Genomic DNA, 22,923 nt, shown 5'->3' with positions numbered 1-22,923 from the left:
CATGATAAAAAATCATAGCTTGAGGCCGTTATGTCCCGCTCTGCTCTGCCACTCAACGCCATTCATGCCTTTCTGGTCACCGCCCGTCATCTCAACCTGACGCGCGCCGCCAGCGAACTGTGCATCACTCAGGGCGCGGTGAGCCGCAAAATTGCGGCGCTGGAGAGCTGGCTGGGGTTTGCCCTGTTTGAACGCCACGCGCGCGGTCTGCATCTCACCGATCAGGGCGCGGCGCTGCTGCCGGAGCTGCAGCAGGGGTTCAATCTGCTGGTAAATGCCACTGAGAAAGCCAGCCGCAGCAACGCCTCGATTCGGCTGAAAGACCCGACCTGCGCCATGCGCTGGCTGGTGCCGCGTCTGGTGGCGCTGGAGCAGCAGCGGCCAGACATTCATGTGGCGCTAACCACCACGCTCGATCACGCGTCGCAGCTGGAAAACTTCGATGCGGCGATTGTGTTCGGCACGCCGCCTGCCGGTGCCATTCCGCTGTTTGCCGAGCGCCTTACTCCGGTGCTGGCCAGCAGCGTACCGGCTCCGCGCCATGTCAGCGAACTGGCAAAATTTACCTTCCTGCATCCGACCGGCGATACGCGCGACTGGCAGCTGTGGCTGTCCGCCCAAGCGGAGCAGCTGCCCATGGCGCGCAATCAGCACTTCGCCACCATGGATTTGGCGATCAGCGCGGCGATTCAGAGATTTGGCGTGACGGTGGCGGATATTACGCTGGTGGCGTGGTTGTGTCAGCCTCAGAATGAAACCCACTCTTCACTGCTGGCAGGTTTACCCTGAGCGCCTGCGGCGGCAGATAACACCGGCCGACGCAGCGCAGGCGCGGCAGCGAATGCCACGGCCTGCGCGCGCGGCGCGCTGGCCGAAGCCGACACCTGCTCCACCAGCGACGCGTTCTGCTGGGTAACGCTGTCCATTTCGGTGACGGCGGTGCCGACCTGCGAAATCCCTTTGCTTTGCTCTTCCGACGCGGCAGCGATGTGCTTCATGATCTCATTCACATCCTGCACCGACTTCAGAATGTCATGCATGGTGCTGCCGGCGCTGCTGACCAACTCCGAGCCCTTTTCTACGCGTGACACTGAATCTTCAATCAGCGTGGCGATCTCTTTTGCGGCGCCGGCGCTGCGTTGCGCTAGGTTGCGCACTTCGCTGGCCACCACGGCAAAGCCGCGCCCCTGCTCACCGGCACACGCCGCTTCGACTGCCGCGTTGAGCACCAGGATGTTGGTCTGGAAGGCGATGCCGTTGATCACGCTGGTGATTTCGGCAATCTTTTTCGAACTGCCGGAAATGCCCTGCATGGTGGTCACCACTTCGCCAACCAGACGGCCGCCCTGTTGCGCGGTGCCGGTGGCGGTCTCCGCCAGCGCGCTGGCCTGACGTGCGTTGTCGGCGTTAAATTTCACCGTGGCGGTCAGTTGTTCCATGCTGGCCGCGGTCTGTTCCAGCGCGGCCGCCTGCTCTTCGGTGCGCGATGAAAGATCGTTATTGCCGGCTGAAATTTCTGCCGCGCCGCGGTAGATGTTCTCCGTGCCGCTGCGGATGGCGCTGACCGCTTCACGCAGGCTGTCCTGCATCGCCCGCAGCAGTGGCACCAGTTTGCCAACGCAGTTACGACCAAATTCTTCCACCGGTTGGCTGAGATCGCCCTGCGCAATCACCGTAAAATGGTTACGGATGCGATCCAGCGGTTTCACCAGCATCGTCACCAGGTAACGGTCAGTGAACAGCAGAATCAATAAGCCGAATACCACCGCCGACACAATAATCACTTTGGTCATGCTGGTAAGCGTGTCCACGGTCACGCGGGTCTCATCCAGCTTGCTGCTGGCGGCCTGATTAAACGCTTCTGCGCTGGCACCAAACGCCCGGCTCAGCGGCGGCGTGACATTGTTGGCCTGCGCGCGCCATGCATCCAGTGAAGCCTGCTGCGCCAGCGCCACCTGTGGCGCGATACCCTCATCCAGCAGTTTCTGCCAGCTGCTGATCACATTGTTCACCGTCTCGCTGTCCATCGGACCCGGCGCCATGGCTTTGAACTGGGTTAACTGTTGTTTCATGTTATCCAGTGCCTGCTGCACCGGCGCGAACGCTTCCGCGGTCGGCGCGTTACCGGCGGTGCGGCCTTCCATTACCCGCGACAGACGCGTAACCACGCGGAAATATTGATCGTTGCCTTTGCTGAGCGCCGTCATCTGGTTTACCAGCTGACGATCAATCTCGTTACCCTCGCCGAGCGCATTCAGCGAGTGGACGCTGAACAGCGCTACGCCACACCATAACAGGCAGAAAAGCCCGAGAATGGTCAGCATAACGGCGCGAATCGTGAAGTTTTTTAACATACCCATACATAATCCCTTGGTGTGAACGCTGGCAGCCCGGATAAAACAGGGCTTAGGGTATTTATCGGCAGCGAACCGGGAAAAGATAAATGTTTTGTAAGCTAATTAATTGCAGGATGGGGTGCCGCGCGGAGCGGCTGAGCGGTCGTAAAATCAGGCAGATAGCGGCCAATTTGTCTTAAAAAAACATTGATTTTTACATGATTAGCAGGCTTATTAAAGTTTAACGTGGCTGCGCATCATCAGGCGAAACAGACGCAGACGGCCGCGCATAAATCGCGCCTTCAGCACCGATTCCGCTTTACCGTCGTGACCAAAAGCGAGAGTCAAATCTTCACCCGACCGCCACACCGGCCAGTCAGGTTCCCCGTCGAGCCGCAGCCGATGGCTGAACTCACTGGCATCACGCGCAAAGGCCACCCACCTGGCATGGCAACGAAATTCCTTATGTCTTCAATACCGTCGCGACGCTGCCGCCGCCGGGTGACTGGCATTACAGCGCCAGCGATATCGCCTTTGCCGGTCGCGTCAGTGCCAGGTGCCGTGCTGGTAGAGATGACGTGCGTTTCCTGACACATAATCAAACCAGTAACGCCACGCAGGCATGCCGATGCTGTGCTGCGACTTTGCCACCAGCAGCGGCATCACGGTAAACGCCATGTCGCGCGCCACCGCGCGTCCCAGCAGGCTGTCATCATGGATATCGTACAGCCACTTCAGCAGGCGATAACTCAGGCGACTTTTGCTGCGCAGCTGTTGCAACACGCTACGGGCATCCACGCCAAAGTAGTCCAGCACGCTGGCTTCGTCGATGTTGCTGCCAATCATCAACGGCACGCGATGCTGTTTACCCGCCATAAAGGTGTCGAGCATGGGTCTGGGTAGCACCGCATCGCCGCTGATGGCCACCGGCCCCAGCGCCAGCGGTCGATCCAGTGGCCAGAAACCGTCGGCCGGCAGTGCGCGCAGCTGCTCCGCACTGGCATCCGCTGCCAGATTAAAATGCGCTGCCACCTGCAGGCCTGTTTGCTGTGCCTGCTTGTGCGGCACGTCCGGCAGGCTGTAGGCACTTTGCACGATGCCCTTATTGAAACAGCCCTTCGGCTAGCGGCGAGCAGCACAGCGACAATACGCTGCACGCGCCGGACGATTCGCCAAATAGCGTAACGTTATGGCGATCGCCGCCAAACGCCGGGATGTTGCGCTGAATCCACTGCAGCGCGGCAATCTGATCGAGCAGCGCAAAATTATTGACCACCTTACCTGGCGGATACTGAGCGTCGAGCGCCGGATGCGCGAAAAAGCCGAAATGGCCAAGGCGGTAATTGAGTGTCACCACTACCACGCCCTGCGCCGCCAGCGCTTTGCCGCGATAGGGATCAAGGCTGCCGGCGCCAATGCTGAAGCCGCCTCCGTGCAGCCATACCATCACCGGTAACGGTGTACCGGGTTCGACATTAGGCGTCCAGACATTCAGATAGAGACAATCTTCGCTGAAGCGGCCCGGATCGCCGCAGCCAGCCGCCACGCAGTAGTCACGATTTTGCCAGCTGGCATCGCGCAGCGTTTGCCACGGTACCACCGGCTGCGGCGGACGCCAGCGCAGTGCGCCAACCGGCGGCGCTGCATAAGGTATTCCTTTAAAGGTAAACAGTTCATCATCCATCAGGCCTCTGAGTTCACCTTCTGCCGTCATGAGCCTCAGACGTCGTTCATTTTTCATTGCGGGTTCCTAGTAAAGCCTGATTCCATTATTTGCAGGCCTCAGTGGAATATCTATGTTCTGCAAGCATTTGAAGATTAAGCCGAATAAGCGACCGATTCATTGAACAACTTCATCAAATTTTTTGGTTAACTGCAGCGGCGCATTCTGTTTTATGGTTGCAAGTTAACCTGGCGTGACGGAGAGACGCGATGTTTGCTGGCATTAATCAGCTGTTCACCCGGATGAGCGATCACCCGGATTTCGGTAAATTGCTGTTACGCTTAACCTTCGGCGGGCTGTTGCTGTTTCATGGCGAGTTTAAGGCGATTCATGGCGTCGGCTGGATCGCCCATCTGCTCAGCGTCAAAGGCATGCCAGGTTTCATCGCTTACGGTGCTTACATCGGGGAAATTGTGGCACCCATTATGGTCATCGTTGGCCTGCTGACGCGCCCGGCGGCCTTTATCATTGCCGTTAACATGGTAGTCGCAACGCTGCTGGTGAAAATGGGCGCACTCTGGCATCGCACCGATGTCGGCGCCTGGTCGCTGGAAACGGAAGCGCTTTACCTGCTGAGCGCGCTGGCCACCCTGTTTCTGGGTGCCGGAAAATATACGCTGGTGCGCGACGCACGCCTGCAATAATCATTAGAAAGAAAAACAGCCGGCCTGTAAAAGTGATCCTGTCACTTTTCAGGCCGCTTTTTTACGCCCTATTCCTGCACGCCGCAGCGCGCCAGACTGCGCTGTTGCGTCTGCTGATACAGCGCCATCTCATTTCCCCGGCGCGCGGCGGCTGATGCTCGCCCTGCGGCGTCAGACGGTAGCGGAACCACGCCAGCTCCTGCTCGCGCAGCGTCTGTTCATCATCGGGAAAATCACGAAACACCGCGCTGAGGTGCTGCTGATGCTGCTGGTTGTCGCTGCCGGTACCGGCCTGCGCCAGCAGCCGGTCGTACAGCGCGCGGCCTTTAGGCGTGAGCGCCGCGCTGCTCGATTTCACCGAAGCGCGCGGTATGGGTGCCAGGCGTACCATCATTAAAATGCACCGCTTCTTCCAGCGCTTTGAAGCTGGTCTGGCGCAGCAGAATCGGCACCGCGCGCGGCGGCGGCCCCTCAATCAGCGTTTTCGGTTCGATGCCGCGCGAAGGCATTAGCGCCTGCACGCGCTCGATGTCCAGCGTGCGTGGCGTCAGGTGATTGATGTGGCAACCGCGGAAGCACACTACGTCGGCAATCAGGCGATGCTGCTGGCTCAGCGCGCGGTAGGTGGCGCTGTTCACCGTGGTGTACGCATGCCAGCGAAAGGTTTCCAGCGCCTCCTGAACAAAGCGGGCGGCATCGGCGGCATTAAGTCCACCCTGCTGCTGATGTTGTGCGATCAGTGCCCGGCAGCCAGGCGTGAAGATGTCGCGCGCCGCCAGGATAGCCGCGGCTTTGTCGCGCAGTGCGGCATCGTCGATCAGATCCAGCCGCAGCAGCGAGGTGAAAACGCGGAAGGGATTGCGCCGCAGCGCGCTGTCGCTGACCGGGCGAAAGGCGGTGGAGTGCACCGGCACGCCCGCCTGTGACAGATCGTAATAGCCCACCGGCTCGATCCCCATCACGGCAAACATCTGCCGCAGCGTGTTGAGCTCTGCGGCAGTGCCGACGCGAATGGCACCGTGACGCTCCACGCCGAGCCGGCTCAGCTCATCGGCGGCAGCAAGACGGTTTTTCAGCGCCGGCTGCGCTTCTAAGGTGCGTTCGTTAACGGCGGTAACCAGCTCTGCGTCAGGGTGCCATACTGCGGCACCTCCTGCTGGTACATGGCCGACATGGCCTGAGAGAATAGCGTGCGGATGGCATCGCGGGTGAGAAAGTTATCCATGGTCATCACCTTGGGCTAAAGGGTTGCTGCTACTGTAGATCAACCCTTTAGCGGCGGGTAACATTTTCGCGGAACTGTGATCGCCTTGTCACTCGGTGGCGCGCGGCTGGTCACCAAAGCGGCATTTCAGTACCAGCATCAGCGTGGTCAGCGCCGCCGGCAACGCCAGTAGCAGAAAGATCTGGCTAAACGACCAGCCGAGGGACAGCAGCTCAGCGCCGACGAAGGCACTGATGATCGCCCCGATGCGGCCGACGCCGTGCATCCAGCTGGAGCCGGTAGCGCGGGCATGGGTGGGATAGTAACTGGCCGAGAGTGCATTCATGCCGGTGTTAGCGCCGTTAAAACAGAAGCCGCTGCAGAAAGCGATGGCGCTCATCAATCCGACCTGCGCCGGGGAAAACCCGAGCGCCACGATGGCGATGCCGCCGCAAAAGTAAATGATGGCCAGCGCCAGATTGGCGTTGATACGGTTCATCAGCCAGCCGGCAAACAGTGAGCCGACGGTGCCACCCGCCTGATACATGGCGGTGACGATGGCCGTTTCCGTGACTGACATGCCCAGCGTGTTGATCAGCGATGGCAGCCAGCTGCCAATCAGATAGACCAGAAACAGCCCCATAAAGTAGCCGCCCCACAGCATCAGGCTGCCAAACAGGTAGCGAGGTGAGACGACGGTTGCCACTGCACCGTGACGCGCGGCCAGCGGTTCACTGCTTTGAAAATGGCTGTCAGGCCGGACGCTACCCGGCAGCATGCGCGCCAGAATAGCGTGAATGCGCGCTGCGGGCGCGCGCTGGCTGATGAGGAAGCGCACCGACTCTGGCAGGCCGCGCAGCAGAAACGGCAGCACCAGCAGCGGCAGTACGCCGCACATCAGCATCACGGAATGCCAGTCATAGCGCGGCAGCAGCCACGAGGCGGCAAAACCGCCGGAGGCCGCGCCAAAGGTAAAGCCGCAGAACACCACGGTGATAATAAACGAGCGGCGCCGCTCGGGCGCGTATTCGGCCACCAGCGTGCCGACGTTGGGCATCGCCGCTCCCAGCCCCAGACCGGTAAGGAAGCGGAACAGCATCATCTGTTCGATGTTTTGCGCCATGGCGGTCGCCAGCGTCCAGAGGCCAAAAAACAGCACGCTGAGCAGGATCATCACGCGCCGGCCGTAGCGATCGGCCAGCGGTCCAGCCACCATGGCACCCAGCGCCAGCCCAATCAGCGCCGCGCTGATCACCATTCCCAACTGGTGATTGGTAACGCCCCAGCTGGCTTTCAGCATCGGCGCGATAAAGCCCATTAGCGCGATATCCATGCCATCCAGCGCCACCAAGACAAAGCACAGCGCAATTAAACGCTTCTGCCTGCTGCTTAACGCGCTCTGGTTGATGAGCTGGTGGACGTCAATGGCTTCAGCGCTGGTCACGGTACCACTCCTGCAGAATTATCACGAATAGGTCATCTGTTTTGGTAAAAAAACGGCGCTTATGATAGCGCATCGTTAACAATAACGGGCAGGATTTTTAAGTGAAATTGAGAATTATTCAACATTTTCCCCACTAAACCATTGATAACGCTGAGTGCAGAAACGCGCCCGGACGTCCGGTTATTTATAAATAATAACCAATACAGCAACTTACCAAATCTTCTCACGCTGACCGTTTTTGTTAATATAATTCTGCAGGTAAGTTAACAGAATCTCTGTCAGCCACTTGCCGCTGACCGGTCTGACTCATTACGCTGGCGTTTATGGACAAAAATCATCTCTTTAATCAGCGCATTCGTCTGCGCCATTTACACACCTTTGTTGCAGTCGCGCAACAGGGCACGCTGGGCCGCGCGGCGGAAACCCTGAATCTCAGTCAGCCGGCGCTGTCTAAAACGCTGAATGAGCTGGAGGAACTGGCGGGCGCCCGCCTGTTTGAGCGCGGTCGCCTCGGTGCCCAGCTGACGACGCTGGGTGAACAGTTCCTGACCCACGCGGTGAAAGTACTGGATGCGCTTAACCACGCCGGACAAAGTTTCAACTCGCCGGTTTCCGGACGCCCGATCGTGATCCGCCTTGGCGCCCTCACCACCGCCGCCATGGGGATGCTGCCGCAGATTCTGGATCGCTTCCATGAACAGCAGCCGAACACCACGGTACAGGTGGCCACACTGCACAATAATGTGCTGCTGGCTGGCCTGCGCGCCGGGGAGTTTGATATTGGTATTGGCCGTATGGCGGACAGCGAAATGATGACCGGCCTGACTTACGAATTGCTGTTTCTCGAATCGCTCAAGCTGGTGGTGCGACCGGAGCACCCGCTCTTAAGTGACAACGTCACACTCTCCCGCGCTATGCAGTGGCCGGTGGTGATTTCGCCTGAAGGCACCGCGCCGCGGCGCATTGCCCAGCACATGCTGGATGAACAATGGTGCTCGCTGCCGGGCAACTGTGTCGAAACCTCTTCCACCTCGCTGGCCCGCCAGCTGGCGCTACGTTATGACTACGTGTGGTTTGTGCCATCCGGCGCGGTGAAGGAAGATTTAAGTCACAATGCGCTGAGCGCGCTGCCAATCGCATCGCCCGGCCCCGGCGAACCGGTGGGCATTATTACCCGCAGCGGCCATTCTCTCTCACTAAGCGCAGAAGTGTTGATGGCCACCATCCGCAAATTTCACAGTTAACGGCTACGTTTGGCGTGGCGTTCGCGATTGTCGAGGCGCGCGCGATCGGTTTTACGCAGCCCGACATAAACTGCGCCGCTGCCACCGTGTTGCGGTTGCGCACTGCAGAAGGTCTGAACGTCGTCAAATTGCCGCAGCCAGCGCGCTACGTAGCTGCGGACAATATTGGCATGTGCTTCATCATCCCGCCCTTTGCCATGAATAATCAGCAGATTGCGCAGGCCCTGTTTACGCGCTTCCAGCATAAAGCTGAACAGCGATTGCCGGCAGGTCTCCACCGGCTGGCGTAACAGATTAAGACTGGCGTCCAGCGTATATTTGCCCAGCCGCAGCTTATCGAGCACGCCCTGCTGAATGCCATCGGCTTTATATTCCAGCGGCGTGTCGCGCGGGATAATCTCAAGGAAGCCGCGCGTCAGGAAGTTTTCCGGTGCGTCGTCACGCGCCTGCTGGCGCGACGCTTTGGTAGACGGCGCGCGCAGCCACTGGGTGTTGGCGCAATCTTTTAACGGGGTTACATCACCCATGGCATCGCGGAAAAGGTCTTCATCATCAAGGTTCATGGTGTTTTCCTCACGCATGGTGGTAAATCGGGCGCAACACGCCACCCGAAAGCAAAATAGTAGCAAAGGTTATCGGGTATCACATCCGTCACTTTCTGCGCGGGATCAGGTTGTGTCCTGATGTAAATATGGAAAGAAAACGTTCCAGATCAAAAACCGGCTGGTGATCTGCAGACATCAAAGCCGCGAATACCCAGCATTTGTGCGGTTTTGATCATTATTACTGCTCGGATGAGTTCACATGACAGAGAAAAATGTTAAAATTGACGACAGTCAATAATCATCGAGCGTACCTATAATGATCACGGAAAAACGCAGCATTCGACGTATTCAGTCTGGCGGTTGTGCCATCCACTATCAGGATTGCAGTATCAGCCAGTTGTGTATTCCCTTCACGCTGAACGAACATGAACTGGATCAGCTGGACAATATTATTGAACGCAAAAAGCCGATTCAGAAAGGCCAAAAGTTACACCATTACCGAACAGGGTGATGAACAGATCACCGGTTTCCATCTGGCGGGCGATCTGGTGGGCTTTGACGCCATCGTCAGCGCACATCATCCGAGCTTCGCTTAGGCACTGGAAACGGCCATGGTGTGTGAAATCCCGTTTGAAACCCTCGACGATCTGTCCGGTAAAATGCCGGCGCTGCGTCAGCAGATGATGCGTCTGATGAGCGGCGAGATCAAAGGCGATCAGGATATGATCCTGCTGTTGTCGAAGAAGAACGTGGAAGAGCGTCTGGCGGCGTTTATCTGGAACCTGTCGCGTCGCTTCGGCCAGCGCGGTTTCTCACAGCGTGAATTCCGCCTGACCATGACGCGCGGCGACATCGGTAACTATCTGGGACTCACCGTCGAAACCATCAGCCGTCTGCTGGGACGTTTCCAGAAAAGCGGCATGCTGGCGGTGAAAGGCAAATATATCACCATCGAAAACCATGCGCTGCTGGCTGAACTGGCCGGCCAGACCGATCAGGCAGCGTAACCGCCTGCCGGGTCGATAAATGTTATTTTATTGATCCGGCAACAACTTTTCCGCTTCTGCCCTGCGCCATCTTAGGCTATCTTTAATCCAACTTCGCTTTGGTTTGAGGATAGTGCCTTATGTCCCAGTATCAGCATATTCTGGTGGCGATTGATGCTCAGCAGGACGACCAGCCGGCGCTGCGGCGTGCGGTGTATCTCAATCAACGTATCGGCGGAAAAATCAAAGCCTTCCTGCCTATCTACGACTTCTCCTATGAAATGACCACCCTGCTGTCGCCCGACGAGCGTGTCAACATGCGCAAAGGGGTGATCAGCCAGCGTACCGAATGGATCCGCGAACAGGCGCAGGCCTATCTGGAAGCCAGCGTGGGTATCGAGATCAAAGTGGTATGGCATAACCGGCCGTACGAAGCCATCATTCAGGAAGTGCTGGCGCATCAGCATGATTTGGTCCTGAAGATGGCGCACCAGCATGATCGTCTGGAAGCGGTGATTTTCACCCCCACCGACTGGCACCTGCTGCGTAAGTGCCCGTGCCCGGTATGGATGGTAAAAGACCAGCCGTGGCCGGAAGGCGGCAAAGCGGTCGTGGCGGTAAACCTCGCCAGCGAGGAACCGCATCATGATGAGCTTAATCAAAAACTGATCCGCGAGACCACGCGGCTGGCCGAAATGGTGAATCACACCGAGGTGCATCTGGTGGGCGCCTATCCTGTCACGCCGATTAACATTGCCATCGAACTGCCGGATTTTGATCCCAGCGTCTATAACGATGCCATTCGCGGCCAGCATCTGGTGGCGATGAAAGCGCTGCGCCAGAAATTCTCCATCGGCGAGGAGTTTACCCACGTGGCGAAGGGCCTGCCGGAAGAAGTCATCCCGGATATCGCTTCGCATCTCGACGCCGGGATTGTGGTGCTGGGCACCATTGGTCGTACCGGTCTGTCAGCCGCGTTTCTCGGCAATACCGCTGAACAGGTGATCGATCACCTGCGCTGTGATTTGCTGGCGATTAAGCCGGATGATTTCAAATCGCCGATTGACCTCGACGATGAGGAAGATTAAGAGGATTAAATAACGCAGGGCGGCCATCCTGCGCCGCCTTGGTTTGAGCTTATCAGGGCGGTGACATCACCGCCCTTTTCTTTTCTACAGCGCGCGCAGAATGCCTTCGACGCTGGCTTTGGCATCGCCAAACAGCATCTGAGTGTTCTCTTTAAAGAACAGCGGGTTCTGCACCCCGGCATAGCCAGTGTTCATTGAGCGTTTGAACACGATGACGTTTTGCGCTTTCCACACTTCCAGCACCGGCATACCGGCAATCGGGCTGCGCGGATCGTCCTGGGCCGCCGGGTTGACGGTGTCATTCGCACCGATAACCAGCACGGTGTCGGTATCGCTGAAATCATCGTTGATCTCATCCATCTCCAGCACCACATCGTACGGCACTTTGGCTTCCGCCAGCAGCACGTTCATGTGCCCCGGCAAACGACCGGCGACCGGGTGGATACCGAAACGCACCTTAATACCGCGCGCGCGCAGCTTCTCGGTGATCTCTGCCACCGGATACTGCGCCTGGGCGACCGCCATACCGTAGCCCGGCGTGATGATCACTGAAGTCGAGTTTTTCAGCAGTTCTGCCGTCTCTTCCGCGCTGATTTCACGGTGTTCACCCGCTTCTTCGCCCGCGTCCGCACCGCTCACGTCAGTGCCGAACCCACCGGCAATCACGCTGATAAAGGAACGGTTCATCGCTTTACACATAATGTACGACAGGATGGCACCGGAAGAGCCCACCAGCGCACCGGTGACGATCAGCAGGTCGTTGCTCAGCATAAAGCCGGCCGCCGCCGCCGCCCAGCCCGAATAGGAGTTGAGCATGGAAACCACCACCGGCATATCTGCACCGCCAATCGACGCCACCAGATGCCAGCCGAACACCAGCGCAATCAACGTCATCAGCAGCAGCGCAACACCCTGCGCAGCGGTGCTGTCGGTACGCACAAACCACAGCATCAGCAGGAATGAGACCACCAGCGCCGCCAGATTCATTTTATGGCGATGCGGCAGCATCAGCGCTTTTGAGGAGATCTTGCCGCGCAGTTTGCCAAATGCCACCACCGAACCGGTGAAGGTCACCGCACCGATAAAGATGCCGAGGAACACTTCGGTCAGATGGATATTTTCCATCACCGCCGACAGTGCTGGCGCGTGGTCAAGGTAGCTGTTAAACCCGACCAGCACCGCCGCCAGACCGACAAAGCTGTGCAAAATCGCCACCAGCTCCGGCATTTCGGTCATTTCGACTTTCTTCGCCAGACGCACGCCAATCGCACCGCCGATCACCATCGCCAGCAGAATCCACGCCACGTGGCCGCTGTGCGGACCAAAAATGGTGGCGAGCAGCGCCAGCGCCATGCCGCTAATACCAAAAATATTTCCCTGCTTTGAGGTCTCATGCTTCGAGAGCCCGGCCAGGCTGAAAATAAACAGAATTGCGGCAACAATGTATGCTGCAGTAACTAATCCGCCAGACATGTTGTTACCCCTTAATTCTTGCGAAACATTTTCAGCATGCGCTGGGTGACGGTGAAACCACCGAAGATATTGATGCTGGCAATCAGGACAGCGATAAACGCCAAGAAGGTGACCCAGCCGCCATGGCCCATCTGCAGCACCGCGCCCACCACAATAATGCCGGAGATGGCGTTGGTGACGGACATTAACGGCGTATGCAGCGCGTGACTGACGTTCCACACCACGTAATACCCGACGACGCAGGCAAGCGCGAACACGGTAAAGTGCGACAGGAATTCCGCTGGCGCGACGTTGGCCAGGCAGCCGAACAGCACTACCGCCAGCGCCAGTAGCAGATATTTGCGCCACGGCGCAGCTGGCTTCTCTGCCGCTTTCACCTGCGGCTGTGCGGCAGGTTTTGCGGCCTGTGGCGCAGCAGAGACCTGAATCGGTGGCGCAGGCCAGGTCACTTCTCCGTCACGAATCACCGTCACGCCGCGCACCACGACATCGTCAAAATCAACCACGATCTCGCCGTTTTTCTCTTTGCACAGCAGCTTCAGCAGGTTCACCAAGTTGGTGCCGTACAGCTGCGAGGACTGCGTTGGCAGCCGGCTCGGCAGGTCGGTGTAGCCGATGATTTTGACGCCGTTGTCGCTCAGTGTGACGCGATCGGCGACGGTCAGATCGCAGTTACCGCCGGTGGCTGCCGCGAGATCAACAATCACGCTGCCCGGCTTCATGCTGGCCACCATCTCTGCGGTGACCAGCTTCGGTGCCGGTTTGCCCGGGATCAGCGCGGTGGTGACGATAATGTCCACTTCCTGCGCCTGCGCCGCGAACAGCGCCATCTCCGCCTTGATAAAGGCCTCGGACATCACTTTGGCGTAACCGTCGCCGCTGCCCGCTTCCTCTTCAAAGTCGAGTTCAAGGAACTCGGCGCTCATACTCTGCACCTGCTCCTTCACTTCCGGACGGGTGTCGAAGGCGCGCACGATGGCGCCGAGGCTGCCCGCCGCGCCAATCGCCGCCAGACCGGCCACGCCAGCCCCGATGACCATCACTTTTGCCGGTGGCACTTTACCGGCGGCGGTGATTTGCCCGGTGAAGAAGCGGCCAAACTCATGGGCTGCTTCGACAATGGCACGGTAACCGGCGATGTTCGCCATGGAGCTGAGCGCATCCAGCGACTGAGCGCGCGAAATACGCGGTACGGAATCCATCGCCATCACGGTGATGTTGCGTGCGGCTAATTTCTCCAGCAGCGCCGGGTTCTGCGCTGGCCAGATAAAGCTCACCAGCGTGCTGCCCGCGCGTGTCAGTGCAATCTCGCTGTCGTCTGGCGCGTTCACCTTCAGCACGATGTCGGACTGCCAGACATCCTGCGAATTACTGATGCTGGCACCGGCGGCGATAAAACTGTCATCATCAAAGCTGGCGCGTAAACCGGCGCCCTGCTCAACGGTGACGCTGAATCCCAGCTTGATGAGCTGCTCAACGGTCTTTGGCGTCGCTGCGACGCGGGACTCATTGGCTAACCGCTCTTTGGGTATCCCAATTAACATACTGTTTCCTTTCCATGATTAAAGGATGAGGTTCTGTAAGGGGCACATGCTTAAAAGCCGAAACGCTGTTTCAGCTTTTTATGAGCGAAATGCACTATGTAACAAAGTCTTTATAACCTACTGAAAATGCCCAGGACGATCTAGCGCCATAACGCACACTTATGACATTCACACAGATATTCAGGTGCCAGCGATGAATACCGCGGGATGCGACCAGGTTTGCGGCAATATGGAAAATAATCTGCTGTGCCTAATCGTGTCATGGCGAATTAACTGTTTTTAAAAACATATATTTAACAATGCGTTAACTATTATGGTACTAAGCGATACCGGTTAAAGCGGTAAGCTGGCCAAAAAAAGCCATAACAGCGAAAGATGACAGGCAGATGAATAAAATGCTGCGATTGTCAATGTTATGCGCATAAATTGGCTGAGACAGGCCGATTATTACATGCAATAATCAGCGGCTAATCTGTTATACATCAAGAGTCCAGCACGTTTTCGTACTCAATTTGCGTAAGGCGAAGGATCATTGTTATGAAGCTGAAGAACACCATTCTGGCGTCGACCCTGTTATCACTGCTGGCAGCCAATGCGTTTGCTGCCAAAGAGTTAACGCCAGAACAAGCGGCCGCGTTAAAACCATTCGAACGAATCAATATTAGCGGCCGTTTTAATGCAATTGGCGATGCAACAGACGCCGTGTCTAAAGCCGCCGACGCCAAAGGCGCGGACTCTTTCTATGTGCAAGGCATCAACGACAGCAACGGTAACGGTGGCAACTGGCGCGTTACCGCCGATCTGTACAAAACCAATGCACCGAAAGTGGAACAAAGCACGCAATACCGGATGTTCAACGGCGTGAAAGAGCTGCCTAAGGCTGAAGCGTATCGCCTTGAGCCGTTTGACACCGTCTCCGTCAGCGGCTTCTTCTCCAACCAGCCGGACGTGAACGAAGCCATCGCCAAAGCGGCGAAAAACAAAGGCGCGGCCTCCTTCTTTATTGTGCGTCAGGTGGATGCCAACAACGGTGGCAACCAGTACGTGACCGCCTACGTGTATAAAGCCGATGCCAAAGCGCGCGTGGTGCACGATACGTCTGACTCCATTCCGGCTGATTCAGAAGCCAGTAAAGCAGCCCTGGCTGCGGGCGGCGCAGCGGCGAAGAAAGTGGCGATCCCAGGCGTTGCTTCCTCGGATACGCCGAGCACCAGCGTGGGTCGTTTCTTTGAAACCCAAAGCTCAACCGGTCAGCGTTATACTGTGACGCAACCGGATGGTCACAGCGTGCAGGAAGTCAATGCTATCACGGCCGCACAGATGCAGCCGTTTGACACCATCTCCTTCTCCGATCACTTCGGCACGCCAACCGAGATCTCAGAAGCCGTGGGCAAACGTGCCATCGCCAAAGGCGCGAAGTATTATCACATTACGCGCCAGTGGCAGAACCAGAGCGGCGGCAACCTGACCGTCACCGCTGACCTGTTTAAATAATCCCCGCGCAGGGCGGCGCCCGTCGCCCTGCCGTTTGCATAATTCGTAGGCAGATCTGCATAGTCTTGCATTGCCTTCGCCGTACGCTCTCCCTAAAATCTGCCGCCTGTTTTCAGGGTATTCCATTTTAAACGGGACTGATTGCCACGTTACACTCTGGCTGAACAACTACTACCCAGCACACTCTGCTGCTCAGGAATGGCGTTTTGGATAAAAATTTTGGATAAAAAATTAGGTCTTAGCGCGCTCACTGCGCTGGTGCTCAGCTCGATGCTCGGCGCGGGCGTCTTTAGCCTGCCACAAAATATGGCGGCGGTTGCCGGTCCGGCGGCGCTGCTGATCGGCTGGCTGATCACCGGCGTCGGTATCCTCTTTCTGTCGCTGGCTATGTTGCTGCTGACGCGTCTGCGCCCGGTACTGGATGGGGCGGCATCTTCACCTACGCACGCGCCGGCTTCGGTGAGCTGACCGGCTTCTGCTCGGCATGGGGTTACTGGCTGTGCGCGGTGATTGCCAACGTCTCGTATCTGGTGATTGTGTTTTCAGCGCTGAGCTTCTTTACCGATACGCCGGATCGCATAGTGTTTGGCGATGGCAACACCTGGCAGGCGATGCTTGGCGCTTCCGTGCTGTTGTGGCTGGTGCACTGGCTGGTGCTGCGCGGCGTACAGACGGCGGCCAGCATCAACCTGCTGGCGAAGCTGGGCAAACTGGTGCCGCTGTTGCTGTTCGTGGTGCTGGCACTGCTGGCATTTAATTACGATCGCTTCCGTTTTGACTTTGACGGCGCGGCGCTCGGCCAGCCGCTGTGGCAGCAGGTTAAACAGACCATGCTGATTACCCTGTGGGTATTTATTGGCGTGGAAGGCGGGGTAGTAGTCTCTGCCCGCGCGCGCCACAAGAAAGATGTCGGGCGCGCCGCGCTGCTGGTGACGCTGCTGTCGCTTGGCGTGGTGCCGCGTGCGGAACTGGCGCAGATGCGCAATCCGTCGATGGCCGGTCTGATGGAACGCCTGCTGGGTCACTGGGGCGATGCGGTGATTGCGGTTGGCCTGATTATCTCGGTATGCGGGGCCTATCTCAGCTGGACCATTATGGCCGCAGAAGTCCCGTTCCTCGCCGCGCATCAGGGCGCGTTTCCGCGCAGCATTGCCCGGCAGAACCGCCATAACGCGCCGGCGGCGTCGCTGTGGCTGACTAACGGCAGCGTGCAGGTGTGCCTGATTCTGATCGCGGTTACCGGCGCGGATTACAATACGCTGCTGACCATCGCCTCAGAAATGATCCTCGTGCCCTACCTGCTGGTCGGTCTGTATCTGGTCAAAGTGGTACGCGGTCAGCACAAACCGCTGGCCCTGTTGACCGGTCTCGGTGCCAGCGCCTATGGACTGTGGCTGCTGTACGCCTTAGGGCCGCTGCATCTGCTGTTGTCGGTGGTGCTTTACGCGTCGGGTCTGCTGCTGTTCCTGTACGCACGACGCGGTGGCCGCGGCGATCAACCGCTGTTTGCGCTGGAGCGCATCGCCATCGTGCTGTTAATTGCCGCCTCACTGCCCGCGCTGTGGCAGCTGACGCGCTAATCAGTGCGGTTGTAAAGGAATGGAAACGCACAGCAGATCGTTCTGCTGTGTCAGATTGAGCGGCTTGCGGTATTCCAGATGGATGGCGTCAAGCTGCTCAGCGGACAGCGGATAAGGCAGCAGAATATCGAAGCGGCTAATGTGCTGCTGTTCGGCCAGGGTAATCAGTCGGGCAATGTTAATTTCGTCGCTGACCTGGGTTGAAATGATTTGTAATGCTAATTCTTTCAGATGGTCGTCGCTGGCCTGTAAACTGTGCCCGGACTTGCGCGTCACCATGCCAAAAATTGGCATCACGCCGTAAATAGCATCGACAAAGCTCCAGCGTTTTTTGCAGGAAGCGGAAAGGAAGTCACTGTAGTTGAAGCAGATGCGGTCACTGTATCCGGCTGAAGCCAGCTCTTTATCAGACACCCTCGCACTCCCCCTGTTTTCAGTACGATTCCGAACCTTGCGCCACAACGCGCCGGTAATAATGGCACATTTCACGGTGTACATACCAGTAAGACAAGGATAATTCGTGCGGTAGCGTAGAGCTCAGGACCAGGAAAAGCTATGCTGCTGACATTCTCAGCCATGACAGAGCATTATGAACAAAATTGTCTATGTGGAAGATGAGCCGGAAGTCGGCGAACTGATTGCGGCTTACCTTGGCCGCCACGATATTGAGGTGCTGGTTGAGACGCGTGGCGATCGCGCGGAAGCGACCATTCTCACCGCCGATCCGGATCTGGTGTTACTGGATATCATGCTGCCGGGCAAAGATGGCATGACGCTGTGCCGCGATTTGCGTGCGCACTGGCAGGGACCGATTGTGCTGCTGACCTCGCTCGACAGCGACATGAACCACATTCTGGCGCTGGAGATGGGCGCCAATGACTATATTCTGAAAACCACGCCGCCGGCGGTGCTGCTGGCGCGCCTGCGGCTGCATCTGCGCCAGGCGCACGTGGCCAAACAGGAAGCCGCACCCGCCGTGCAGAGCTCGCAAAAGGTGCTGCGTTTTGGTTCGCTCACCATTGATGCGCTCAACCGCTAGGTGATCCTGTTCGACGAACCCATTACCCTTTCGACCGCCGATTTTGATCTGCTGTGGGAGCTGGCGAGCCACGCCGGAGAAATTCTCGACCGTGACGCGCTGCTGAAAACCCTGCGCGGCGTGAGCTACGACCGCATGGATCGCAGCATCGACGTAGCCATTTCACGCCTGCGCAAGAAACTGTACGACAGCGCCACCGAGCCGTTCCGCATCAAAACCATCCGTAACAAAGGCTATTTGTTCGCGCCGCAGGCCTGGGATACCCGCTCCTGATGAGAAAGCTCTTCATTCAGTTCTATCTGCTGCTGTTCGTCTGCTTTCTGGTGATGACGCTGCTGGTTGGTCTGGTGTACAAATTCACCGCCGAGCGCGCCGGACGCCAGTCGATGAACGACCTGATGGCCAGCTCGCTGTTTCTGATGCGCAGCGAACTGCGTGACATCCCGCCGCGCGACTGGAACAAAACCATCCGCAACCTCGATCTCGATTTATCCTTCGAGCTGCACATCGAACCGATGAGCAAATATCAGCTGGACGAAGCCAATATGAAGCGGCTGCGCGCCGGTGAGATCGTCGCCCTCGACGATCAGTACACCTTCCTGCAGCACATCCCGCGCAGCCACTATGTGCTGTCGGTCGGACCGATTCTTTACCTGTTTTATCTGCACCAGATGCGCATCCTTGATATCGCCCTGCTGGCGTTTATTGGCATGTCGCTGGCGCTGCCGGTGTTCATCTGGCTGCGGCCGCACTTGCAGGAGATGCAGCGGCTGGAGAAAGCGGCACAGCGCTTTGGTCGCGGCGAGCTTGACGTGCGCACACATTTTGAAAATACCGCCAGCCTGCACAGCCTTGGCGTGGCGTTCAACCAGATGGCGGACAACATCAATACGCTGGTGGCGAGTAAAAAACAGTTGATTGACGGTATCGCGCACGAGCTGCGCACGCCGCTGGTCCGGCTGCGTTATCGGCTGGAGATGAGTGAAAACCTCAGCGCGGCAGAGTCAGCGGCGCTGAACCGTGACGTCGGCCAGCTGGAGAGCCTGATTGAGGAGCTGCTGACCTATGCACGCCTCGACCGGCCGCGCGTTGACCTCAATCTGCAATCTTTCGATCTGGCCCAGTGGCTGCGCGTGCACATCGCTGACGTGCAGCCCATGAATCCGCAGACACACATTACGCTGGATATTCCGCAGCTGGAAAACATTGGCGCGGCAGATACGCGCCTGATGGAGCGGGTGCTGGATAACCTCGTTAATAACGCCCTGCGCTATGCGCAGCAGCGGCTGCGCGTCAGCCTGTGGTTTGACGGCGCCATCGGCAATCTGCAGGTTGAAGATGATGGTCCGGGCATTCCGCCGGATGAACGCCAGCGGGTGTTCGAGCCTTTCGTACGGCTCGATCCCAGCCGCGACCGCGCCACCGGCGGCTGCGGCCTCGGCCTGGCGATTGTGCACTCTATCGCGCAGGCGCTGCAGGGCTAGGTCTCGATTGAGAGCAGTCCGCTGGGCGGAGCCTGCGTGCGCTTCTGCTGGCCGGTTGATCTCCCCCTGCGCGACGTGACGCCGCGCTTACCTTCATAAGGAGCTTGTTACATGACTGCAGCTTATCAGGAACTTAGCCGCACCTTTCAGCGCCTGGCGCGTTTTGGCCATCTGGGCGCGATTGCCGGCGTGGATATGCAAACCACCATGCCGCCGGGCGGCAGCCAGGCGCGTGGAGAAGCGATGGCGGAGCTGAGCGTATTTATGCACGAGCTGCTGACCGACAAGCGCCTCGGCGGGCTGTTTGACGCCGCCGGGCAGGAGTCGCTGAACGATGTGGAGCAGGCCAATCTGGGCGAAATGCAGCGCGCGTGGCGCCAGGCAACGCTGCTGCCGGCCTCGCTGGTGGAAGCCAAATCGCTAGCCGGCTCGCGCTGTGAACACGCGTGGCGCAGTCAGCGTCCGGCCAATGACTTGCAGGGCTTCAGCGCTAACCTGAAAGAAGTGGTGAAGCTGAGCCGCGAAGAAGCACAGCTGCGCGCCGATGCGCTCGGCGTATCACGCTACGATGCGCTGCTGGATGTGTTTGAGCCAGGCATGACCAGCGCGCAGCTCGACAATACCTTTGGCGATCTGAAAAGCTGGCTGCCGGATCTGTTGCAAAAAGCGATAGCCCGGCAGCAGGCAACGCCGATTGCACAGCCGGTCGGCCCCTTCGCCATCGAATCACAAAAGCAGCTCGGCCTGAGCGTGATGGCGACGTTAGGGTTTGATTTTAATCACGGTCGGCTGGACGTGAGCGCGCACCCGTTCTGCGGCGGCGTACCGGAAGATGTGCGTATCACCACGCGCTACAACGAAAACGATTTTCTCAGCGCGCTGATGGGCGTGATCCACGAAACCGGCCATGCGCGCTATGAACAGAATCTGCCACAGCAGTGGCGCGGACAGCCGGTGGCACTGGCGCGCTCGACCGCGATGCATGAATCGCAAAGCCTGTTTATGGAGATGCAACTGGGGCGCAGTCACGCCTTCCTGCAGCATATTCATCCCCAGGTGGTGGCGCTGATGGGCGACCAGCCGGCGCTGGAGCGTAACAACTTTATTCGGCTGACCCAGCGTGTGAAGCCGGGCTTCATTCGCGTCGATGCCGACGAGCTGAGCTATCCGGCCCATGTGATTTTACGTTACGAAATCGAGCGGGCGCTGATTGAAGGCGACATTGAAGTCGAGGATATTCCGGCGCTGTGGGATGAAAAAATGCAGCAGTCGCTGGGTATCGATACGCGCGGCAACTACCGCGACGGCTGTATGCAGGATATTCACTGGACCGACGGCGCCTTCGGCTACTTCCCGACCTACACGCTGGGCGCGATGTACGCCGCTCAGCTGTTCCAGGCGGTAAAACGCGCCATTCCGCAGGTGAACGAATTGATTCAGCAGAGTGAACTGCAACCGGTGTTTGACTGGCTGCAGCAGAACATCTGGCAGCACGGCAGCCGCTTCCCGACGCAGCAGCTGCTGATCAATGCCACCGGCGAAGCGCTCAATCCACACTATTTCCGTCAGCATCTGGAACAGCGTTATCTCTCTGCCTGAACCGTGCGGCGGCCTACCCGGCCGCCGTTTTTTCCGCGGATAGTGGTCCGCAACTATCCCCGCCCTGCCCGGCTTTCCTGCTTTGTACAATCCGTTACACGCCGATACCATTCCCTCACTGAAGGCGCGAATTGTTTTACATATAGTGCATTCACCGGCCCCGCAGTGGGCTACACATGAAAAAATAGTTCGAGGGTTTTGCAATGAAAAAATTATTTGCGCTGGTGATCGCCGCTGCTATGGGTCTGTCTTCTGTAGCCATCGCTGCTGAGACAACAACTGCTGCTCCTGCTGCTGCTGCAACTACCGCTGCACCGGCTAAGCACAAAGCTGTTCACCACAAAAAAGCCGCTGCTCAGAAAGCGCAGGCGGCTAAAAAGCACCACAAAGCGAAAAAAGCTGCTAAATAAGGTTGCCTTGCGCGCTAACACCGCATTAATGATTGAAAACACCCGGTTCTGCCGGGTGTTTATTTACTGGAGTAGCGAAAAATGGCGCGTCGCTATCGCTTCGAAATTATCCTGATTGTCATGATTCTGTGCGGCATTATTGCGGCCAGCTTTTTTATCTAGTCGTTGTAGCGTGCTGATTACTCCAATATTTCTCCCTTTTTTACCGCTCACTGACTATAGTTATCGCTCAAGCGTGATGACCATAACCTCTATTTATTCTCGCCATTGAGAGAACTATGCGCCTGGCTATCCTGTTATTTGTAGGTCTTTTTAGCATTAACCTCACAGCACATGCCGATGATGAAGACGGCCCCAGCCCGGAAGAGATTAAGACCCTGTTCTTCGGCAAAGATCATCGTAAAGCCATTACCGACGTCAGTGCGGCGCCGTGGGATGCCATTGGTCAGTTAGAGACAGAAAGCGGCAATCTGTGCAGTGCCACGTTGATTTCGGCCCATCTGGCGCTGACGGCCGGCCACTGCTTACTGACGCCCCCAGGCAAATTTGACAAGCCGGTCGCGCTGCGCTTTATGGTGGGTGCCAAAGGCTGGCGCTACGAAATTCATGATATCGACGCGCGCGTGGAGCCTTCGCTGGCGCGGCGTCTGCAGGCGGATGGTGAAGGCTGGATCGTGCCGCCAGACGCGGCACCTTACGATTACGGCTTGATGATTCTGCACAATCCGCCGTCCGGTATCGTGCCCATTCCGCTGTTTGACGGTTCGCGCAGCGATTTAACCGCCGCGCTGAAAACCACCGACCGCAAAGTGACACAGGCCGGTTATCCCGCAGACCATCTGGATACGCTTTACTCACACAGCGATTGCCTGATCACCGGCTGGGCGCAGCGTGCCGTGCTGTCGCACCAGTGCGACACCCTGCCGGGCGACAGCGGTTCACCGCTGCTGCTGAAGCGCGACGGCGAGTGGCAGCTGATTGCGGTACAGAGCTCGGCGCCGGCACCGGCCGATCGCTATCGCGCCGATAACCGCGCCATCGCCGTCACATCCTTTAAAGACAAGCTGGAAGCGCTGGCGCAATAAG

At 57.9% G+C, this 22,923-nt stretch carries 14 protein-coding genes and 7 pseudogenes; 13 read left to right on the top strand and 8 right to left on the bottom strand.

Annotated elements, in window-relative coordinates; all coding sequences use genetic code 11:
- The first annotated feature begins 30 nt into the window (after positions 1–30).
- Entirely contained in the window at positions 31–789 is a 759-nt protein-coding gene (locus AC6I8M_RS06410; RefSeq protein ID WP_010618450.1) for a LysR family transcriptional regulator, read from the top strand.
- Here the strand turns inward: AC6I8M_RS06410 and AC6I8M_RS06405 are convergent.
- A complete protein-coding gene (locus tag AC6I8M_RS06405; RefSeq protein WP_010618449.1) occupies positions 747–2,360 on the bottom strand; it encodes a methyl-accepting chemotaxis protein in 1,614 nt (537 codons plus the stop codon). The two genes, AC6I8M_RS06410 and AC6I8M_RS06405, sit on opposite strands and share 43 nt — an antisense overlap.
- 210 nt (positions 2,361–2,570) lie before the next feature.
- Positions 2,571–4,077 (bottom strand): annotated as a pseudogene (locus AC6I8M_RS06400) (carboxylesterase/lipase family protein).
- 191 nt (positions 4,078–4,268) lie between these two features.
- On the opposite strand from AC6I8M_RS06400, the gene AC6I8M_RS06395 reads away from it, so the two are divergent.
- Positions 4,269–4,703 carry a DoxX family protein gene (locus AC6I8M_RS06395; protein WP_010618447.1) on the top strand — a complete coding sequence of 145 codons (435 nt, stop codon included), beginning with the start codon at positions 4,269–4,271 and terminating at the stop codon, positions 4,701–4,703.
- A gap of 157 nt (positions 4,704–4,860) precedes the next feature.
- On the opposite strand, the pseudogene hglS reads toward AC6I8M_RS06395, so the two are convergent.
- Positions 4,861–5,928, bottom strand: a pseudogene (gene hglS / locus AC6I8M_RS06390) (2-oxoadipate dioxygenase/decarboxylase HglS); the annotation flags it as partial.
- Positions 5,929–6,016: 88 nt separating this feature from the next.
- The gene (locus AC6I8M_RS06385) at positions 6,017–7,351 is read right to left on the bottom strand and encodes an MFS transporter (protein ID WP_010618446.1); all 1,335 of its coding nucleotides are present in this window, start codon (positions 7,349–7,351) and stop codon (positions 6,017–6,019) included.
- 323 nt (positions 7,352–7,674) lie between these two features.
- Between AC6I8M_RS06385 and AC6I8M_RS06380 the strand changes: the two genes are divergently transcribed.
- Entirely contained in the window at positions 7,675–8,595 is a 921-nt protein-coding gene (locus AC6I8M_RS06380) for a LysR substrate-binding domain-containing protein (RefSeq protein WP_010618445.1), read from the top strand.
- Here AC6I8M_RS06380 and smrA read toward each other — a convergent pair.
- Entirely contained in the window at positions 8,592–9,158 is a 567-nt protein-coding gene (gene smrA / locus AC6I8M_RS06375; protein WP_010618444.1) for a DNA endonuclease SmrA, read from the bottom strand. The two genes, AC6I8M_RS06380 and smrA, sit on opposite strands and share 4 nt — an antisense overlap.
- A 298-nt stretch (positions 9,159–9,456) precedes the next feature.
- Between smrA and fnr the strand changes: the two are divergent.
- Positions 9,457–10,147 (top strand): annotated as a pseudogene (gene fnr / locus AC6I8M_RS06370) (fumarate/nitrate reduction transcriptional regulator Fnr).
- A 119-nt stretch (positions 10,148–10,266) separates the two neighbouring features.
- On the top strand, positions 10,267–11,214 hold the full coding sequence (gene uspE / locus AC6I8M_RS06365) for a universal stress protein UspE (protein WP_010618443.1): 948 nt from the start codon (positions 10,267–10,269) through the stop codon (positions 11,212–11,214).
- Between the two features lie 84 nt (positions 11,215–11,298).
- Here uspE and pntB read toward each other — a convergent pair whose 3' ends face one another.
- Complete coding sequence (gene pntB / locus AC6I8M_RS06360; protein ID WP_010618442.1) at positions 11,299–12,687, bottom strand: Re/Si-specific NAD(P)(+) transhydrogenase subunit beta; 1,389 nt, start codon at positions 12,685–12,687, stop codon at positions 11,299–11,301.
- 11 nt (positions 12,688–12,698) lie between these two features.
- Positions 12,699–14,231, bottom strand: a complete 1,533-nt coding sequence (gene pntA / locus AC6I8M_RS06355) for a Re/Si-specific NAD(P)(+) transhydrogenase subunit alpha (protein WP_010618441.1) — start codon at positions 14,229–14,231, stop codon at positions 12,699–12,701.
- Between the two features lie 537 nt (positions 14,232–14,768).
- Between pntA and ydgH the strand changes: the two genes are divergently transcribed.
- Positions 14,769–15,725: a DUF1471 family protein YdgH gene (gene ydgH, locus AC6I8M_RS06350; RefSeq protein ID WP_010618440.1), complete on the top strand. Its 957-nt coding sequence runs from the start codon at positions 14,769–14,771 to the stop codon at positions 15,723–15,725.
- Positions 15,726–15,944: 219 nt separating this feature from the next.
- Positions 15,945–17,305 (top strand): annotated as a pseudogene (locus tag AC6I8M_RS06345) (basic amino acid/polyamine antiporter).
- Here the strand turns inward: AC6I8M_RS06345 and AC6I8M_RS06340 are convergent.
- Positions 17,306–17,719 carry a hypothetical protein gene (locus AC6I8M_RS06340; RefSeq protein ID WP_010618439.1) on the bottom strand — a complete coding sequence of 138 codons (414 nt, stop codon included), beginning with the start codon at positions 17,717–17,719 and terminating at the stop codon, positions 17,306–17,308.
- Positions 17,720–17,894: 175 nt separating this feature from the next.
- Between AC6I8M_RS06340 and rstA the strand changes: the two are divergent.
- From rstA to AC6I8M_RS06310, 6 genes and pseudogenes are all read left to right on the top strand, one after another.
- Positions 17,895–18,617, top strand: a pseudogene (gene rstA / locus AC6I8M_RS06335) (two-component system response regulator RstA).
- Positions 18,617–19,927, top strand: a pseudogene (gene rstB / locus AC6I8M_RS06330) (two-component system sensor histidine kinase RstB). Before rstA ends, rstB begins: the two co-directional pseudogenes overlap by 1 nt.
- Positions 19,928–19,939: 12 nt before the next feature.
- A complete protein-coding gene (locus AC6I8M_RS06325) occupies positions 19,940–21,427 on the top strand; it encodes a carboxypeptidase M32 (protein WP_010618437.1) in 1,488 nt (495 codons plus the stop codon).
- 203 nt (positions 21,428–21,630) lie between these two features.
- Positions 21,631–21,825: pseudogene (gene asr, locus AC6I8M_RS06320) on the top strand (acid resistance repetitive basic protein Asr); the annotation flags it as partial.
- A 93-nt stretch (positions 21,826–21,918) separates the two neighbouring features.
- The gene (gene ydgU / locus AC6I8M_RS06315) at positions 21,919–21,999 is read left to right on the top strand and encodes a small membrane protein YdgU (protein WP_498013796.1); all 81 of its coding nucleotides are present in this window, start codon (positions 21,919–21,921) and stop codon (positions 21,997–21,999) included.
- Between the two features lie 116 nt (positions 22,000–22,115).
- On the top strand, positions 22,116–22,922 hold the full coding sequence (locus AC6I8M_RS06310; protein WP_010618435.1) for a trypsin-like serine peptidase: 807 nt from the start codon (positions 22,116–22,118) through the stop codon (positions 22,920–22,922).
- Position 22,923 lies beyond the last annotated feature (1 nt).

The sequence above is a fragment of the Type-A symbiont of Plautia stali genome (genome assembly GCF_059731155.1).
Note: the sequence above shows the minus strand (reverse complement) of the source record. Positions and strands in the feature narration are given on the sequence as shown.

What these genes read in the sequence shown, in the direction of transcription:
- AC6I8M_RS06410 (WP_010618450.1), top strand. Translation starts at nt 31, where the DNA reads ATGTCCCGCTCTGCTCTGCCACTCAACGCCATTCATGCCTTTCTGGTC.
- AC6I8M_RS06405 (WP_010618449.1), bottom strand. Translation starts at nt 2,360, where the DNA reads ATGGGTATGTTAAAAAACTTCACGATTCGCGCCGTTATGCTGACCATT.
- AC6I8M_RS06395 (WP_010618447.1), top strand. Translation starts at nt 4,269, where the DNA reads ATGTTTGCTGGCATTAATCAGCTGTTCACCCGGATGAGCGATCACCCG.
- AC6I8M_RS06380 (WP_010618445.1), top strand. Translation starts at nt 7,675, where the DNA reads ATGGACAAAAATCATCTCTTTAATCAGCGCATTCGTCTGCGCCATTTA.
- smrA (WP_010618444.1), bottom strand. Translation starts at nt 9,158, where the DNA reads ATGAACCTTGATGATGAAGACCTTTTCCGCGATGCCATGGGTGATGTA.
- uspE (WP_010618443.1), top strand. Translation starts at nt 10,267, where the DNA reads ATGTCCCAGTATCAGCATATTCTGGTGGCGATTGATGCTCAGCAGGAC.
- pntB (WP_010618442.1), bottom strand. Translation starts at nt 12,687, where the DNA reads ATGTCTGGCGGATTAGTTACTGCAGCATACATTGTTGCCGCAATTCTG.
- pntA (WP_010618441.1), bottom strand. Translation starts at nt 14,231, where the DNA reads ATGTTAATTGGGATACCCAAAGAGCGGTTAGCCAATGAGTCCCGCGTC.
- ydgH (WP_010618440.1), top strand. Translation starts at nt 14,769, where the DNA reads ATGAAGCTGAAGAACACCATTCTGGCGTCGACCCTGTTATCACTGCTG.
- AC6I8M_RS06325 (WP_010618437.1), top strand. Translation starts at nt 19,940, where the DNA reads ATGACTGCAGCTTATCAGGAACTTAGCCGCACCTTTCAGCGCCTGGCG.
- ydgU (WP_498013796.1), top strand. Translation starts at nt 21,919, where the DNA reads ATGGCGCGTCGCTATCGCTTCGAAATTATCCTGATTGTCATGATTCTG.
- AC6I8M_RS06310 (WP_010618435.1), top strand. Translation starts at nt 22,116, where the DNA reads ATGCGCCTGGCTATCCTGTTATTTGTAGGTCTTTTTAGCATTAACCTC.